Here is a 15,718-nt window from a genome sequence, read left to right as displayed (position 1 = left end):
ATAACTCAAATTACAGGACTTACGCCGCCAAATTTCCCTTTCTAATTTGCTAAGACAGAAATCTACTCAGTATTAATTAGCCTTGGTGGAGTAAATCCCATGAAAAGTATCCGTGTGGTAGTAACCGGAACTGTAGGAGCTGGCAAATCTACTTTTGTGAGGACAGCAAGTAATTTTGAAGCTGTGGAAATAGAAGGTAAAGCCACCGACGAAATACTTCTGCTAAAGAAAAAAACTACCGTTGCCTTTGACTTTGGTAGCCTTACCTTTGGTAACAATCTAAATGTTCATATCTACGGTACTCCTGGTCAATCTCGCTTTGACTTCATGTGGGATATTTTGATTCGTGAAGCTCACGCCTACATTGTACTGGTCCCGGTTCATCGACCCAGCAGTTTGAACCACTCTCGTGAGCTTCTCCTGTTTATGAAGGAGCGAGTAAATGTTCCGATGATTATTGGTTTAACCCATATGGATTGTCCAGGGGCAATGGCTTCAGAGGAAATTATCAGAACTCTCGGTTATAGCAACCCTCACAATCAACCCCCAACTGTAATACTTAATCCCAATCAGCGAACCTCAGTGCTTGAGGCTTTGGTGCTTTTGATGGATCTCCTAGATTCCTAGACCAGCCAGTAGCTAGTACAGTTCAGCTCAAATAACTGTCAAATAAGTGACCAACCCCTGTCAGGTCGAAACCCATAAAAGAAAGGACGTTTGTCAGGGCTAAGCATTCGCACATAAATTCTTGGTTTGCTCCCAAATTTGCTAGCCGAATACTTCGCCCCAAGGATTATCGTTTCTAAGAATTGCCATGTTCTGTAATTTATGTTTATAAAACTACATAAATCATTAATTAGCGTCACTAAAAAAAGTGATCCGGATTGAACGGATCACTTTCTGAAAAGGTTAGTAAGTAAACGTTATAGAGTTTACCTATAAATGTAGTATCAACTACTAAACATCCAAGAGTTTAGGTTATAGGTACATTCAACGATAGATGAAGTGAATAGTTTAAAATTCTGGTAAACCCAAACTATAAACTTCACTAAAACTATACAAAAAAAACTGGTAAATCTTTTATTTTATAAATTTAAAAAGCTAAAATGCAACTAAAATACTGGATTATATTTTAGTCCAAAATTATCTATTCAGATAATAATATTTAAAAACAAAGGTTGCTATAGTGTTGGAATAATCTAAAATTAAATCGGGGTGCTTTGCTAAACATTCAAGTAATCAATTAGAGTTAGCTTAACCTGTATCGGAGTAATTATGAGCTTAGATCCCCAGGAATTTATGACCAAGATGGAAAAGCGTGTCAATTTGACCAGTGAAGACAAAGCGCTTCTGAAATCACACGCAGATTGGGGAAAAGAAATTGCTTCTGAAATGGCAGATCATTTCTATACTTACTTAGGTAATGATGAAGAAATGGATGCCATTATGAAAGAGAAGGAAGGTCGTATGGAGCGCCTACGGGTAACCTTTGTGCAATGGTTTTACGAAATGTTCACTGGTATGGATGACTGGGGAAAAGCCTATGCTGAACGTCGTTGGCGTATAGGTTTGGTACATGTGAAAATTGGTATCGCTCCTCAACATGTCGTCCCAGCCATGGCAATTGTAGTGCAGGCATTTACTAACCGGATAAAAACTGATAGTAAAGATGAAGCCTTGCGGGATGCCCTCAGTCGGATCTGCATGATTGATTTAGCCTTCATTGAGCAAGCCTATGTAGAAGTGAGTTCGGCAGCGGTTCTCAAAGAAACTGGCTGGACAGAGGGTCTATTTAGACGTCTGATTAGTACTGGCGCTAGCTCTATGTAACTATAGCAATCCTAAATCATTTGTGAACAATAAATCTCAAGAAAATAGTTCTGACTCGGAGAGTTATGAGTCCTGAGTAAGACCTGTAACTGTTCACGTTTCCGATAGGATTGCTAGATTACGTGTCGTTTTTGTTGGAAACTAAATCAATAGTCTATAAGTTCTGGAAAATTGGCACTACTCCTACTTAAATATCAGCTATCAGTTTCGAGGAACACAAACTAACCGAATTACACATTCTGCAATTGGAGTAAGGGAACAATGGCGATTAATTCTCAAAAATTGGGGTATATCCTCCATAATTTTGTTACATCCACTGCTGATATTCAGGGAGCAGCTGTAGTCACGACCGATGGTTTACCGTTAGCATCTAGTCTGCCTGGAGAAATGGATGAAGAACGGGTTTCAGCCATGTCTGCAGCTATGCTTTCCTTGGGTGAGCGAATTGGCTCAGAACTGGCTAGAGGTGACATTGACCGGATCTATGTTGAGGGGAAAGAGGGATTTAGCGTTTTGACCAGTTGTGGTGAAGAAGCGGTATTTCTGGTTCTAGCTAGTAAAGCAGCTAAGCAGGGAGTATTGATGTTAGAAATTAAACGAACTCTTGCTGAATTAAAACCAATGTTGCTATAGTAATTTTCTGGGTATTACTATACTAATAGTATAGTTGATAAAAGGGATAAACTATAGTAATTGATAGTCATTGGTAATGGGTGATAGATAATGGGTAATGGCTAATTTAAAGACTAGGATTAATTACCCATTACCCATTATTAAATGGTAAATTTTTTTAAAAATTGTTGTTCGCGTAGCGTGGCCTACGGCCAAGGCATTCTGGATTATTGGTATAACGTCAGTGGGTGTGTGAAATTCAATGTAAGGTATTTTTTGTTCAAGGTTGACCACTAACAGTCAACCATCAACCGTCAACCATCAACCATCAATCGTCAACAAATTACCTTGATTCACCCCAACCTACTGGCACAGTTGATAACCTGTAGTATTTGCTAGGGAAGCATAATCCAATGGACAGTATACGGATTGTAGTAACGGGAACAATAGGGGCTGGCAAATCTACTTTTGTCAGAACATTCAGCGAAGGTGCGGTTATTGAAACAGAACGAACGGCTACGGATGCCACATCATTGTTTAAGAAAAAAACGACCGTTGCCTTAGACTTTGGTTTGCGTCCCTTAAATCGAAACTTGGATTTGCACCTGTATGGAACTCCTGGTCAAGCTCGCTTTGATTTTATGTGGGATATTTTGATTCGCCGAGCTCACGCCTATATTTTATTAATGGCAGCTAATCGAAGCAGTGATTTTGCTAGTGCTCGTCAGATTTTATCGTTTATGCAGGAGCGGGTCACTATTCCAATGATTATTGGTCTGACTCATACTGATGTTTCAGGGGCATGGACTCCAGAGGAAATTATGATGCGCATGGCATACATCGGCGATCCTAATCAACCCCCAATTGTGGCTGTTAATCCCAATAATAAGACCTCAGTATTTGAAACTGTAATGATTTTGATGGCTCAGATGCTTTGCCAAGGGAGTGTTATTGAAAGTGCTAGGAAAGAAAAGGTAAGTCAGGCAGCTCCGCTACCTGTTAAGAACCAATATCATTGGCCGAAGCCCCAGTTTTTATCAGGGGGTTAGTTAGCTATCAGCTATCAGCTATCAGCTTAAGCTATTGCGCACTGAGGGGGTAACATGAGACATAAAAAGCTTACTATATAAGGCTTTGAGGCCAATGAGCTCAGGGAAGATACAGTTGGAAATTAACCCTCGATTCATTGTCTTGATGCAAAGCGCGAGTGGGGGAAACCCCCTGTTCCCTTGCTGCATCGCTTTCTGGAAGCTCAAACCCTTATAACTATGTCCAATATCAGCCCAAAAAAGCATGTATCTTTTAGGTGGGCTTGACCTTGGCGAATTAAATTCGCCAAGGTCAAGCCCACCTTTTGTAACTTATGGACTGAAATGACTACCCAGTAAGGATTTCTGCTTGCATGTCACCCCCCTAGGCCGAGCAGGGCTGTTTCATTCTCGACCCTAAAATTCCTGGGTGAGGGGCTCAAAGCGTCTTATGGTAAGCAAATCACCGTTTTTTTATACTCTTGGGTTTAATAATAGAAAAATAGGAGCGAAACCGCTCCCACTCGGGAGCTTCAGCGAACCGAAAAATTGAAAATGAAACAGCCCTGCCCAGGCTGAGGAGTTTGAAACACCAGAAACTAAATAGCAATCTCTCTACGGACTGGCGCTAACGTAGCAGCATCAAGGTCAACTACCAACATCTCAACAGGCTTTGGAAAATGCTATCAATACTATTGAGCAACTACGCTTTTAATACCTTCCCGAAACTTTTAAAATCTCACTATTTGCGAAGAAGGGCAAACTCTATGAAGCAATGGTTATTTGTTGTATTTCTTCCACTCTTGAGCAAGCCTTTAACTACATCCCACATTCCGCAGGTAGGAGAGGAAAACTATGGTATTTTTGAAGCATGAAATCAGTAGCATCTTCAATAAGAGTACAAGATCTTGACCACTGTGGCCTAGTGGCAGGTATCATTGACCAGATGGGACTAGTAGAACAAATTAACCAACAACTAGGAACCCACCCTCAAGAAAAGTTAAGTGCCTCAGTAGCGCTAAAAGCCATGATTATCAATGGTAAGGGCTTAGTTAGTGCCCCCCAAAACCTGTTTGAAAGATTTTTTGTAGGGAAAGCCACCGAACATATTTTGGGAGAGGGGATTGAACCAAAGCTTCTCTTTGATGACCGTCTTGGAAGAGTCTTAGAGCAACTCTATGAACTTCGACTCACTCAATTATTTGTCAAAGTAGCTCTAGAAGCGGCTTCTAAGTTTGGGGTAAATCGGCAGAGTCTACACCTTGATTCAAGTTCCTTTCACGTTGATCGAGGCGATCAGACCAAGAGATCTTCTTTATAGAAACAACCAGCAGCAATCACGATTACTCATGGTTACTCCTTATGACCATCGACCTGACCTCAAAAAATTCATGGTGGATTTGATGTGCAGTGGGGATTGCTGATCTACCATTATACCTACGAGATTCTGATCGCAATGAACCAGACCAAGCCATTTTTGCCCAACTGATCAGACAGTTCCCGGAGCAATGGCAGTGTGAAGCTTTGTTTGTTGCCGATGCTGCGGTTTACAGTGAGGAGAACCTTCAATCGTTGAGAGATCTCCAATGGCTCAGCCGAGTCCCGGCAACTATCAAAGCAGCTCAACAGTTAATGGAGCAGTTGTCTGAATAGGCTTTCAATCAGGCTCAATTAACAGGATATCCTATAGCTTGTGTTTGTACTACCTATGGTGAGATCAAACAGCTATGGCTGGTGGTCGAAAGTGAAGCCAGAAAAGAAGCTGACCTCAAACACCTTGAACAAAAAATTCAACAGCATCATCAATATTATCTACTGGTCTGACAAACCTGCGGAATGTAGGCTAAAAAGAGGAAGTTCAACAGTTGCGCACCGGTAACTAATCTAAACTCCAGCAAGTAAATTACCCTGTTCCAAACCAGTTCTTTGTTGGCGTCGCTGCCAAAAAGGAGAAGCAGGCCATCGTCGTTCCATTTTGTAGAAGTAATTGCGCTGAGTTAAATAATTATTAAATCGAGAGGTAATGAGAGATTCGTACTCTTCCAGACCCCTACTATCTCCATGCAAATAGGAAGTAATGGCCTTCGCCGCCTTCAAACCGTCCCACAGAGCCTTATAAATACCCTGGGAGGAAATCGGATCGAAAGCTGAAGCCGCATCTCCTACAGCTAGCCAGCCATCTCCAGTAGTTTGGTCTAACCGGAATGAAGGCGCAGTGCAAACCATTGGCTCTTGTGCTTTTGCCTGGGATGCCGAAGAGACTGAAAGGTTGTCGATCGCACAACAATCAACCAATTCTTTTGATATGTGTTTGGTTTCTTTCAGGTAGGTCAGCCAGTTCTCCATCCGGTGCAATCGAGCTTCTTTGATAATTGAAGGTTCGCTAGCTACTACCGTTGCTAACCTATTGTTGGGGAGCTTGGCTACATACCACCAGCCATATTCTACCGCCTCTAACAGAGTTAGTTTGGAAAAATGCCAGGAAGGGGGAAGCTCGAAAAAAGCGATCGCACAAATCAGTTGGTCGAGAAAAAGCTTTCTGGCTCCCAAACCTCTTACCAGACTGGCTCGTGTTCCGGTGGCATCTACAAGAAAACTCGCAGTGATCACTCGTGTTTGTTTGTCCTCTCCCACAAGTTGCAACTGGAAGCCTTGGGAAGGGATGCGATCGCAATTCCGAACTTTCGTCCCGCAATGCAGTTTTACTCCCCTTTCCACCGCTTTCTGGGCTAGAAAAGCATTGAAGCGCCTCCGGTCTAAATGCCAGCCGTTACCATAGGGATTACGCAAAAAATCATTGTAGCCCAGTCCGTCATCTCCCCAGGAAGAGCAACTACCAAAACAAGTCTCGTGGTTTTCCTGAAGAAAATCCTCCAATATTCCCAGTTTACCCAGAAGAAGACGGGTATCTGGTGGAATGCTCTCGCCAATGCGAATAGTTTCATAACGACCCGACTCTACTACCAGGATTTTAGAAATTCCTTGCTGTTTCAGAGCCAGAGCAGTAGCACAACCCGCAGGTCCTCCACCGACAATGGCAACATCATATTCACTAGAAAGTTTCATTTTTATGCGCTCAAAAAATGTCCCTAGGGTATAGATAATCACTCCGGAACTACTCCCTGCTCCCTGCTCCCTGCTCCCTACCACAAGACTTATTCAGCAAGCCCTACCTATTCAGTCGAACCCTCCGAAATGCCTCCAATTGCTCGACACTAGCCCAGCCAGCACGTCGGATATTTAGGGGCAGGGCTAACCGAGCCGTTTCCGAAGCTGCCAATAGAGTTCGCGACTCTACAAAGATTTTTGATGGGATATTAGGATCACTATCCAAGCCGTCGCGGAGTTCGATAATCCCCAGTTGGGCAAAATGCTCAACCATATATAACATCGCCTCCACCGTGTCTGATGGCAACGCACGCAGCCAGGGCTCTCGGGTGTAAAAAGCTTTGAGCTTTTCGTCTTCCCCTGTGTCGCTGACGACAATTTCATAATTTTTTTCTGTGAGAACCTGGTTGGGGACATTAGCTGGCCAGAATGTAGGCAGGTAAGGGTCGTATTCATACTCGTAGCCCGAGCGACAGAAACCTGTATCCGCTTGCCAAGGAATACCCATCCATCGAGTTAAGTCTCCCGGTCCTTGAGTGTAGAGTGGTCCTCCAGGTCGCAGAACAATATCCTGAGTCAGTACCTTACCGTAATCTTGTTTGGTAGGATTTGCAGCATGACGAATTCGGAACGGTGCTGAGTAAATGGTACTGTGACGCATAGGCCATGTCAGCTCGCAGCCCGGATGAAAAGCATCTGCTAAGCAGAAATGGAGAGCCGCTTTGTCCAACATTGCTGGCTGTTCTTGGAGTTCAACATTATCTAGGCAGCTCGGTGGTGTATAGCTATTCCAGTCATTTTCAAACTTGCCCTCAACCCACAACCTCATCAACTCCATCCGCACTTTTGATAAAGCCAGATTGTTCCGGGGTGAGCTGTCAGGGGCACTACCAAAGGCATCACCGTAAATCCATGGCCAGGAACTGCGAGTAGTACTCTCGGTCTCACTTGGACGAAACGTGTTAAATACAATCTGCCGTAGCTCGTGATATAGATCGTCTTCTTCTGATACCGGTTTGTCAGCCAATTTCTGAATCAATTCAGGATCGCTAAAATCCATAGGACACCCTTTACCAAACAAGGTGGCAAACCCTTTATTGACCCACTGTAAATTTGACAGGCGCGACAACACAGGCAAGATATCCTTGGTAAAAGATGCTGTTGTCGGCATGGGCATCCAGCCACATTCTACATAGGTATCGACAAGTAAGTCGTAGAGAGTGCGCCAGCTAACGATACCAGGAGCATAGTTAGGCGGAGCAACAGCCACCCAACTGGACTCCACTGGAATAGGATCCCCATTAATTTTTACCGTGGCTGTGACAGGCCCATCTGAAATATCATCGTACCATTCATTAGGATTGAGAAAGCCAGCAGGATCATCTAGATTGTAGATAGGTGCGCCTGTTGGCGAACCGGAATTACCAAAACCCCCTAAGACCAACAAACGTCCAGCATCATCCGTTCGTAACTCACCTAAGGGCACTGTCCTAGTGACCATAAATTTGCCACTGTCAAACTTGTACTCATCTCCTGATATATCATTGCCCTGAATCGTGCGAGAGCCCGGATCAATCACGAATTGTTCTCGATCTGTTCCTTTTATGTCTGGGTTGCGATGCTCGGAAGGTACATTGTTCCACTCGGGAATATCGAGGGCAACGACAAATTTATACCATTGGGCTTTGCGATTCGCCAGATGTACAGTCCACTTGATCTCTGTATTTGTATCAGTGCATTTAAGTTCTTTAACAACTTCACCGGCAGCATTGTAACCATAAATTCGGAATCGAGCAGCTTGACGTTTAATAGCTCCGCTGTCATCACGGTTATTTACACCCTTTAGATCCGGATCGGTAACTTCTGGTCCAATATAATAGCCTTCTTCACCTTCAGCGGTACTGTTTCCCACGCGGGCAATTCCAATTCCAGGATAAATGGCAGCGCGAACGATTGTTTGATCTGTTACCATACTTAGTTACTCCTTTAGTTTTAGTATTGTTTGTTTCACTGATTAGGTTGACACCCTTGTGACGCTGGCGGCCAAACGGTGTCAGGGCGCACTACTTGTGGTTCTCCAATCGGTTCGCCATTGACATTGCGTCGAAGCTCTGCTGAAGCTTGATAGGCAACCTTCCGAGCCTCTGCAATAGAACCAACAGGTTCGTGTGCTTTCAGGGTGCGCCACGGGTGAAAGGATAGTGTTTCACCATATTCTGCTTGTCCTCGGGCGGTGATATCTTGCTGGGGAAGAACCAGTGTAGCAACGTGAATGGGGGACGATTGTGATTCCTCCCAGCGAACGGTTGCGCGATCAATGGGCATTGTTCCAGGGTTAGTGCGCAACTGAACGAAAAACTTCAGCTTTGCTTCCCCATTCTGAAGTCGCTGCACTAGATCCGCATGTAAATAATTGGAGTCGCCGTAATCGGGATCGGGCCCAGTTGGAACGACCTCTGGCACTAATTTGTACTTGCAAAAATCATTCTCTCCAAAATGAAAGGGCATCGCGCTCCACAAATTGGTTTCGAGGACAGAAGGCACTTCCTTTGCCATTTCTTCAAGAATTTCTGCTGTTTCGGGGTGCTCTTTCAACCATTGTTCGCTTTCACCACTAAAACTAGCTTGTGTAAATTCACACATATCTTTAGCATTATCTACAAAAAAGATATCTATGTTTTGCAACAGCAAGTCCATGGTAGGAGCATGTTCGTCGGGAGTAAGTATTTTTTCTCCCTCAACGTCAAAAACTTTAATCCCGATCCCCACTGTACTTTTCAGGTCGGGTACGCCATCGGGTATATCGCTGGCATAACGAACCCAAACTGGATAGCTTTTTCCGGGGTTGTTAAATAGACCAACCTGCAAGTTTTCGGGTAAGTCAGAAACAACTTCTAAGCTTCCGTGAGCAACGCCATGCAAGCGCAGAAAAACAGGGCGACGGGCGGGACATTGGCCCTCTTCAATCCGTCCCATTTGCACCATGTCAACAAACATCATTTTGAGACATTCGATTGGATTTTCTTCGCAATTGCACGTCGGTGCAGTCTTCACACTATCATAACTAGGGGGTTTACGCATAATGAAACCTCGTTTTGTAACATTACAAGATTATAATCGAGATGCTTATATTTTATGTAACCTAAGTTACGGGTTGCCAATAAAAAAAATAATATTTTAGTAGGTAAAACGCATTTTTTTTATTTTTAACATCTTTTTATTTTGTAAATATAGTGTTTTGTTAATATGCAAATACTATATTTACAAAGTGCATTATCAATAAGCATACTAAGTCTATTTTATTAAGAACTACGCCAGTTTTATTGACAAGATGTCTTACCCATAACTATCTTAGGTGATCTCCTACAATGGTCTTTTTGTTTTACAACTCGTAATTGTCTTCAATAAAGGAAATTTTACTTCCTTTAATATAAAGATTAACTCTAATCACAAGTGTTTGTAAACTTATAAAACTCATATAAAACCTCATATGAAACCTCATATGAAACCTCATATCAAACCTCATATCAAACCTCATAAACCTCATAAACCTCATATCAAACCTCATAAACCTCATATCAAACCTCATAAACCTCATATCAAACCTCATAAACCTCATATCAAACCTCATAAACCTCATATCAAACCTCATATCGGGAGCATGTCACTTTTGCCGAACATTTGTACTAAATCTGGGTAATGGGTAATGGGTAATGGGTAATGGGTAATGGGTAATGGGCATTGGTGACAAGTTAAGCAAAAGAGTAATTTGTCAAGTACTTTCCAGAAATTGCTGTATCCTTTACTAGGTAAATTATTCAGTGCGTACGCTAACCCCAAACTGTGCGTACGCTAACCCCAAACTGTGCGTACGCTAACCCCAAACTGTGCGTACGCTTCGAGCACCAGCATATGCGGCTCGCGAACCCTAGACTAACTGAAGTATCCGTGGTTAAAATTGATAAGACCTACTGATATCTCGATGCCCCATTCCAATAGCTGCTCATGAATCAGCGGTTGCGTGACTCGATTGTGATATTACTCGTGCAAGATATATCCCACCAGTTCTGGCCCATAATGCCCTGTCTTGCGTTACTGTGGTGGTAATTGAGCGCTGATCACCCCACTATCGGGCAACACATATTCGGCTAAATAGAAGCGGATGTTGTTGCGTTCATGGCATTGCTCTTGAACATCATATTCTCGGTATCCATTAAATCTTGCCCCGTCTGGCACTAAATACGGTTCTATTTTCCATTCGGTGTCCACCACGAAGCGAGCTTTCTTACGACCTTTAGCTGAGGCGCGGACGTTTTCGATCTCCGTGCTGTTGCTCCTGCTGCTTGCCTACGCCCACGCTTACTCGCACTTAGTTGGGGCTTTTTATTCAGCTTTTTTTTCCCTCGTAACTCTTCCTCCAATTCACCGATGCGCTTGGTCAACTCTTTATTTTTATTGTCCAGAGCTGCGATCATTTCAGCCTGTTGCCCGACAAGCACACGCAGCTTCTCGACCTCATGAAGGTCGCTGAGTTGGTCATCTTTCACTTGCACGGGGTTTTCAATCATATCTTTTTTGAACCAGATTTATGCACTCTTGACAAGGGGGGCAAGCTCAATACCCATCTGTTTGAACCCACAGCGGTTATTGAGAAGTTACCTCCCCACCAAGCACATTTGAGTCCGACTTTGAAACAGCCCTGGTTAACCAGGGTGTCATTCAGCCCTGGTTTGCGCTATATAAATTTAGGCTATTTAGAATGTCTTTGATTGGTTGTTTGACCAAATCAAATGGCTTCTTAATAAAATAAACGTGAAGTATTGAAGCTACTACTCCAGCAATAGTTTTGCCTTGGCAAAATAAATAGGCTTTACCATTTTCTATTTTGCTATCAAGAGCGTTTACTATTTTTGGTTCGGCATTAACGTCTTTCGCCAGCTTCAAAATTGCTACAGCATGACTTAGATCATGAGTATCTTGAATTTGCAATATTCTGTTCCAATTACTGGGTAATTTATCTGGAAAAGTTATAGCTTTTTCTAAATTTCCAGAAATCAGTAAAGGCAGCTTCTCACGCATTTAGGGCAGGTTCCACAGTTGGTTTCACCACCTTCATTATTAGTACATACCCTCAAATATTTCATAGCGAAAGGGTCTTTGGCTAAAAATTTAGCAATTTTTTCAACCCTTTGGGTCTCTGAGCCGTCATGAACTATATTAGTTTTTTCCGTTGACCATAGGTGGTCGAGTAATGGGCTAGTTCCCCAAGGAAAAACATCTTTATAAGAATCTGTTGAAGGAATTAAAACAGATTCTAAACCTGCTGAAAGAGAAAGTGACACTGAAGCCAAGCCAGCCCCATGATAATAAGGTCCCCATTGTAAGTTAAAATGATTGCGGATATTTGTTTCACCGACAATACAATCTATACTGGCTGCATGGGCAACTTCCATAATCCTTGAGATTACCTTTTTTTCTTGACCATGTTTATAAATGCGTAAAGGTCGCTCAATGCCTTTCATGTAAATTAAATGAGAAAGGGGAAGTGCAAGGTCGCTACGGGTCTTCGTATGTTTAATAAAGGTATAAAACGAATCCACTCCCAAGGAGAAAAATGCCCCAACTTTGCTAAGGGATTTTTGATCATAGTTTGTTGGGGATTCTGCGGTAACTAAAACTTTTTTAAGCTGGGATGGATACCACTGATGAAAGATATCTTGTATGGTAGGTAAATTTCGGAAAAGTTTCGCGGACATCAGCGGTTTTATCTCCAGATTTTCACCTTTCTCCATTGCCGGTAAAAGTAAGGCAGGAACAAAAGCATCGGCGCTTTCACTGACAAAATCAGCGAATCGTTGAGGATATTCAAAATAAATCTCTATTTCTTGGTCAAGGCTATCAACCTGCACGAGACCAACAAGTCTCACTGTGTCATTAGCAATGATTTTTTCAACATGCAGTAGTTTCATAAGATTTATTAGTGTAGTTGAATAAAGGGAAAACTATCTATTGGCAAAAACTTTATCAAGACATTCTTTCGCAGTTTTTGATTCTTGGCAGATAAACTCTTCTGGTCTTTTGTAATTTTTGAAAATGGTTTCTATCCGCTCTAGAGACAAGGGCTCCATAAAATTTACCACTCTTGCTGTCGGTAGCATTTCTGACTTATCAATGTAATGCTTAATTTTTGATTCGGAATTAACAATTCCAATATTGGCAATGCCAAGAAGATCGGCTAGTATAATTGAGTGCAGGCGATTACCTATGTGAAAATCCATATGCCTCAGGATTGCTAGAAACTCTTCCGGATTTTTCCATGAGTTGATTTGGCAATTAGAAGCGGGTAAATATTTCTTCAGTCGTTCGTGGAAGCGATTATCATTTCTTTCATTTCCTAAATGTCCTGGTAGCAAATGAATCATACAATTATACTTCTCAATGAGTGGCATTAACTGTTTGGCATAAAACTCAGCCCTGCCTTCACCCCACCAAAATTTTCCAGAGAAGGATATGTTGGAAATATCACTAGCTTGCTGGGCTGGTTTGACAAACTTTTCATAAATAGTCAAATCTAAGAAAGCCAAATCACCTCCTAAGTCAGGTGATTTAGCAAGTTGAAGCTGTTGCAATGCCATTTCATAGGAATGGTTATCTCTAAGGTATAGCAGATCGGCTTTTTCAAAGATATCAGCTATCTTTTTTTTCTTCTCAGATTTCACGCTTTCTAATCCAACACCGAGGAAGCAGAAACGCTTACCCATTAATTTTGACAAGGCTTGCATCCTTGATAAATTCCTTGGCCTGTCTTGTAGGTTTAAGGTTCCCCCACCCCAGGCTATGCAGTCACTTTTAAAGAGTAATAAAGTTCTTTTTAGTTTTGATAGTTGTGCATTCCTAAAGAACACAACTTTGTGACTCAAACCTTGGTAATAATTAGTTTGGCAACAGATAAATATTTTTTTGACATTTTTTTTTCTAGCAAAATAATCAGTTAACTGCTTCACAAATAAATCGTCGCCAATATTACCATAGCCGTAATAACCAATCAGGAAAATATTCACACTCTGTCCTTAAGATTCTCTCAATTTTATAGTCATTAATTAACAAGCAAAATGGCCTAAAAAACAAGTGAATTCAGCCAATTAGTTAGACAATAAGGGAGCATCTTAATCAGCGAGTACCATCAAGGTAAACATCCAAGCCAAATGTCGTAAGCATGGACGTAAGTACTCAGGATTTAATGAACTAGTTGAATTGGATGGCTGAATTTTATTTTAAAAGCAATTATAGATATAACTTCAGTAAAATTTTCACAATTCCGCAAAACTTGATGAAAACATTAACTAAACCAGTAACTAGATGAAGCTTTGATGAAAAAGACTTGAATAAAATGCCATTAACACCAAGTTAGAACCAACTGCTTGCTTGGCCTGGGAGTGGATCGACCTTGATGACACTAAACAGCTCATGGATTCGGTGAGCAAGGATGAATCCATGGCTACTGACGATCTAGCGTCTTATGATCTTAATAAGTTACATTTCCATCATCGGCTAATAACTCTATTCCGTTATTGGTGTACCACCCAGCAAGCTTCATGAATTCAAAACTTGAGCTATTTGTAGATTGCGACTGGACCATTCGCCAGCCGAGTGGTCAAGGTCGATTTATCGACCACCCTGACCAGCAAAAAGTGATTGAAGGAGCTGATAAAGCTCTGCAATCTTTCAAAAATGAGGGTTATATTATTTTTGGGGTGACCAATCAGGCTGGAGTTGCAGCCCGACATAAAACCCTGAAAAATTGTATTAAAGAGCAACAGAAAACTCTTAAATTACTTCCCCAGCTCAAAGGAATTATTTTTTGTCCTGACTATGGGGCAACCTGTTATTATTGCGAGCGACACTACTGTTCTGAAGTAACCAGTAAAGCATACGCTGGAGAATACCGAAAACCAAAGCCGGGAATGATTTTGCAGTTTAAAACGAACGGCTCTTCAGCTTTGATGGTTGGCGATCGCAACGAAGATGCTGAGGCAGCCGTTGCCGCTGGAATTCCGTTTATGTGGACCTCGGATTGGCTAGCCAAATATGGAAGCTGACAAAACTCTGTTCAGGAACTCAAGCATAGGGAAAGCGTTCGCGTTCGCGCAGCGTCGGCTTTGCCGAAAGCGTGACCGTTCGCGTAGCGTGGCCTTTTGGCCAAGGTCAATCGCATAAGCGCGGAAGCTGAGGCCTTTGGCCACGCTTTGCGAACGCTTCATCGCATCTGTTTCGGGTTGCCAGTTACTCTCCTGCCACTTGTAGAATATCCGCCTAGAGGCGAGGGCTGATTCGGAAACCAGCGATCGCGATCAGATCGTCAATAATGGGCTTAACATCGGTGATAAAATTACTATTTTTTGCTTCCAAAAGAACACCGAGAATGCCAATATACTTGAGGCCCATACTGGCTGCTATTTTTCTACCTCTACGTTCATCTATTATTAGGCGATCTGCATGTAATTCTATCGCTAGCGCAATCGCTTCGGCTTCACCAGGATCCACTTTTTGCCGCAGTGCCTGTACCAAAGCTTGGTTTCTTACCTGCCGCGTTTCTATCCACCCGAATGTCTGGACTTCTTTAGCTCCTGGTACTGCTGGGCCTGCACCAGTCAATTCCAAGGTTACAGCTTGCGGGATTACTATATGCCGGTACAGTTGTTGCAGAAGTTCTAACTGTCTTACAGCAGCCAGACTGGTAATGGGAGAGGTATTGCTGACAATCTTCACAGGCTCTTTAATTCTTCGAGAGTATGCAGGTCTTCTCGAAAATCCTCTACATCATAATGCAGACAAATATTGCGACTGGCAAGGAGTTGTTGAAAATTAATTTGATTCATGCCAGCAAGACGACTAGCATTGCCGAGGGTAAGTTTTTCCTTTTGATACAGCATCACGGCTATCTCCAGCTCTAGCTCGGCTTCTGTCATGCCTGTGGATTGGAAGATATCGTTGGGAATCGTAACGCTCATCGTGCCTCCTCCTAACTTTTGCCTCAATGGTAACACCTACCGATTGACTAGATGGATACCAGGGTATGGTACAAAATCTTTAACCCCATTAAAACCATAGGGGTTAAGCTCAACTATACCGTTGATCAT

Annotated in this window: 15 protein-coding genes and 1 pseudogene; 6 read left to right on the top strand and 10 right to left on the bottom strand. The window is 42.4% G+C overall.

Annotated elements, in window-relative coordinates:
- The first annotated feature begins 75 nt into the window (after nt 1–75).
- From LYNGBM3L_RS22270 to LYNGBM3L_RS47740, 5 genes and pseudogenes are all read left to right on the top strand, one after another.
- Nucleotides 76–627: a GTP-binding protein gene (locus LYNGBM3L_RS22270; protein ID WP_267872075.1), complete on the top strand. Its 552-nt coding sequence runs from the start codon at nt 76–78 to the stop codon at nt 625–627.
- 648 nt (nt 628–1,275) lie between these two features.
- Nucleotides 1,276–1,830, top strand: a complete 555-nt coding sequence (locus tag LYNGBM3L_RS22265; protein WP_009149022.1) for a protoglobin domain-containing protein — start codon at nt 1,276–1,278, stop codon at nt 1,828–1,830.
- A 261-nt stretch (nt 1,831–2,091) separates the two neighbouring features.
- On the top strand, nt 2,092–2,463 hold the full coding sequence (locus tag LYNGBM3L_RS22260; protein ID WP_009149020.1) for a roadblock/LC7 domain-containing protein: 372 nt from the start codon (nt 2,092–2,094) through the stop codon (nt 2,461–2,463).
- 392 nt (nt 2,464–2,855) lie between these two features.
- Nucleotides 2,856–3,491, top strand: a complete 636-nt coding sequence (locus LYNGBM3L_RS22255; RefSeq protein ID WP_009149018.1) for a GTP-binding protein — start codon at nt 2,856–2,858, stop codon at nt 3,489–3,491.
- Between the two features lie 850 nt (nt 3,492–4,341).
- Nucleotides 4,342–5,261: pseudogene (locus LYNGBM3L_RS47740) on the top strand (IS1634 family transposase); the annotation flags it as partial.
- Between the two features lie 93 nt (nt 5,262–5,354).
- Here the strand turns inward: LYNGBM3L_RS47740 and LYNGBM3L_RS22240 are convergent.
- The 8 genes from LYNGBM3L_RS22240 to LYNGBM3L_RS22210 all read right to left on the bottom strand — a co-directional run bounded on the left by LYNGBM3L_RS22240 (nt 5,355) and on the right by LYNGBM3L_RS22210 (nt 13,639).
- Nucleotides 5,355–6,536: an FAD-dependent oxidoreductase gene (locus LYNGBM3L_RS22240; RefSeq protein WP_044494350.1), complete on the bottom strand. Its 1,182-nt coding sequence runs from the start codon at nt 6,534–6,536 to the stop codon at nt 5,355–5,357.
- A gap of 103 nt (nt 6,537–6,639) precedes the next feature.
- A complete protein-coding gene (locus LYNGBM3L_RS46620) occupies nt 6,640–8,550 on the bottom strand; it encodes a LodA/GoxA family CTQ-dependent oxidase (RefSeq protein ID WP_009149006.1) in 1,911 nt (636 codons plus the stop codon).
- Nucleotides 8,551–8,585: 35 nt separating this feature from the next.
- On the bottom strand, nt 8,586–9,578 hold the full coding sequence (locus LYNGBM3L_RS46615; RefSeq protein WP_202799236.1) for a catalase family protein: 993 nt from the start codon (nt 9,576–9,578) through the stop codon (nt 8,586–8,588).
- Nucleotides 9,579–10,670: 1,092 nt separating this feature from the next.
- Nucleotides 10,671–10,850: a hypothetical protein gene (locus tag LYNGBM3L_RS41455; RefSeq protein WP_131827113.1), complete on the bottom strand. Its 180-nt coding sequence runs from the start codon at nt 10,848–10,850 to the stop codon at nt 10,671–10,673.
- Nucleotides 10,826–11,146 (bottom strand): hypothetical protein, encoded by a 321-nt coding sequence (locus LYNGBM3L_RS22225; protein ID WP_009149003.1) that lies wholly within the window; start codon nt 11,144–11,146, stop codon nt 10,826–10,828. Before LYNGBM3L_RS22225 ends, LYNGBM3L_RS41455 begins: the two co-directional genes overlap by 25 nt.
- A 151-nt stretch (nt 11,147–11,297) precedes the next feature.
- Entirely contained in the window at nt 11,298–11,657 is a 360-nt protein-coding gene (locus LYNGBM3L_RS22220; RefSeq protein ID WP_044494318.1) for a hypothetical protein, read from the bottom strand.
- The gene (locus LYNGBM3L_RS22215; protein ID WP_009149001.1) at nt 11,633–12,547 is read right to left on the bottom strand and encodes a hypothetical protein; all 915 of its coding nucleotides are present in this window, start codon (nt 12,545–12,547) and stop codon (nt 11,633–11,635) included. The genes LYNGBM3L_RS22220 and LYNGBM3L_RS22215 overlap by 25 nt, the downstream gene beginning before the upstream one ends.
- Nucleotides 12,548–12,580: 33 nt before the next feature.
- Nucleotides 12,581–13,639 (bottom strand): polysaccharide pyruvyl transferase family protein, encoded by a 1,059-nt coding sequence (locus tag LYNGBM3L_RS22210; RefSeq protein WP_009148999.1) that lies wholly within the window; start codon nt 13,637–13,639, stop codon nt 12,581–12,583.
- 534 nt (nt 13,640–14,173) lie between these two features.
- Between LYNGBM3L_RS22210 and LYNGBM3L_RS22205 the strand changes: the two genes are divergently transcribed.
- A complete protein-coding gene (locus LYNGBM3L_RS22205) occupies nt 14,174–14,677 on the top strand; it encodes an HAD-IIIA family hydrolase (RefSeq protein ID WP_009148997.1) in 504 nt (167 codons plus the stop codon).
- Nucleotides 14,678–14,891: 214 nt separating this feature from the next.
- On the opposite strand, the gene LYNGBM3L_RS22200 is transcribed toward LYNGBM3L_RS22205, so the two are convergent.
- Both LYNGBM3L_RS22200 and LYNGBM3L_RS22195 read right to left on the bottom strand, forming a co-directional pair.
- Nucleotides 14,892–15,347: a PIN domain-containing protein gene (locus LYNGBM3L_RS22200; protein ID WP_009148996.1), complete on the bottom strand. Its 456-nt coding sequence runs from the start codon at nt 15,345–15,347 to the stop codon at nt 14,892–14,894.
- Nucleotides 15,344–15,589 (bottom strand): UPF0175 family protein, encoded by a 246-nt coding sequence (locus LYNGBM3L_RS22195; protein ID WP_009148995.1) that lies wholly within the window; start codon nt 15,587–15,589, stop codon nt 15,344–15,346. Before LYNGBM3L_RS22195 ends, LYNGBM3L_RS22200 begins: the two co-directional genes overlap by 4 nt.
- Nucleotides 15,590–15,718: the final 129 nt, after the last annotated feature.

The sequence above is a fragment of the Moorena producens 3L genome (assembly GCF_000211815.1).
Classification (GTDB): domain Bacteria; phylum Cyanobacteriota; class Cyanobacteriia; order Cyanobacteriales; family Coleofasciculaceae; genus Moorena; species Moorena producens.
Note: the sequence above shows the minus strand (reverse complement) of the source record. Positions and strands in the feature narration are given on the sequence as shown.

Bases quoted from the DNA above. Each gene is read 5' to 3' on its own strand.
- LYNGBM3L_RS22265 (WP_009149022.1), top strand. From the start codon at position 1,276: ATGAGCTTAGATCCCCAGGAATTTATGACCAAGATGGAAAAGCGTGTC.
- LYNGBM3L_RS22260 (WP_009149020.1), top strand. From the start codon at position 2,092: ATGGCGATTAATTCTCAAAAATTGGGGTATATCCTCCATAATTTTGTT.
- LYNGBM3L_RS22255 (WP_009149018.1), top strand. From the start codon at position 2,856: ATGGACAGTATACGGATTGTAGTAACGGGAACAATAGGGGCTGGCAAA.
- LYNGBM3L_RS22240 (WP_044494350.1), bottom strand. From the start codon at position 6,536: ATGAAACTTTCTAGTGAATATGATGTTGCCATTGTCGGTGGAGGACCT.
- LYNGBM3L_RS46620 (WP_009149006.1), bottom strand. From the start codon at position 8,550: ATGGTAACAGATCAAACAATCGTTCGCGCTGCCATTTATCCTGGAATT.
- LYNGBM3L_RS46615 (WP_202799236.1), bottom strand. From the start codon at position 9,578: ATGATGTTTGTTGACATGGTGCAAATGGGACGGATTGAAGAGGGCCAA.
- LYNGBM3L_RS22225 (WP_009149003.1), bottom strand. From the start codon at position 11,146: ATGATTGAAAACCCCGTGCAAGTGAAAGATGACCAACTCAGCGACCTT.
- LYNGBM3L_RS22220 (WP_044494318.1), bottom strand. From the start codon at position 11,657: ATGCGTGAGAAGCTGCCTTTACTGATTTCTGGAAATTTAGAAAAAGCT.
- LYNGBM3L_RS22215 (WP_009149001.1), bottom strand. From the start codon at position 12,547: ATGAAACTACTGCATGTTGAAAAAATCATTGCTAATGACACAGTGAGA.
- LYNGBM3L_RS22205 (WP_009148997.1), top strand. From the start codon at position 14,174: ATGAATTCAAAACTTGAGCTATTTGTAGATTGCGACTGGACCATTCGC.
- LYNGBM3L_RS22195 (WP_009148995.1), bottom strand. From the start codon at position 15,589: ATGAGCGTTACGATTCCCAACGATATCTTCCAATCCACAGGCATGACA.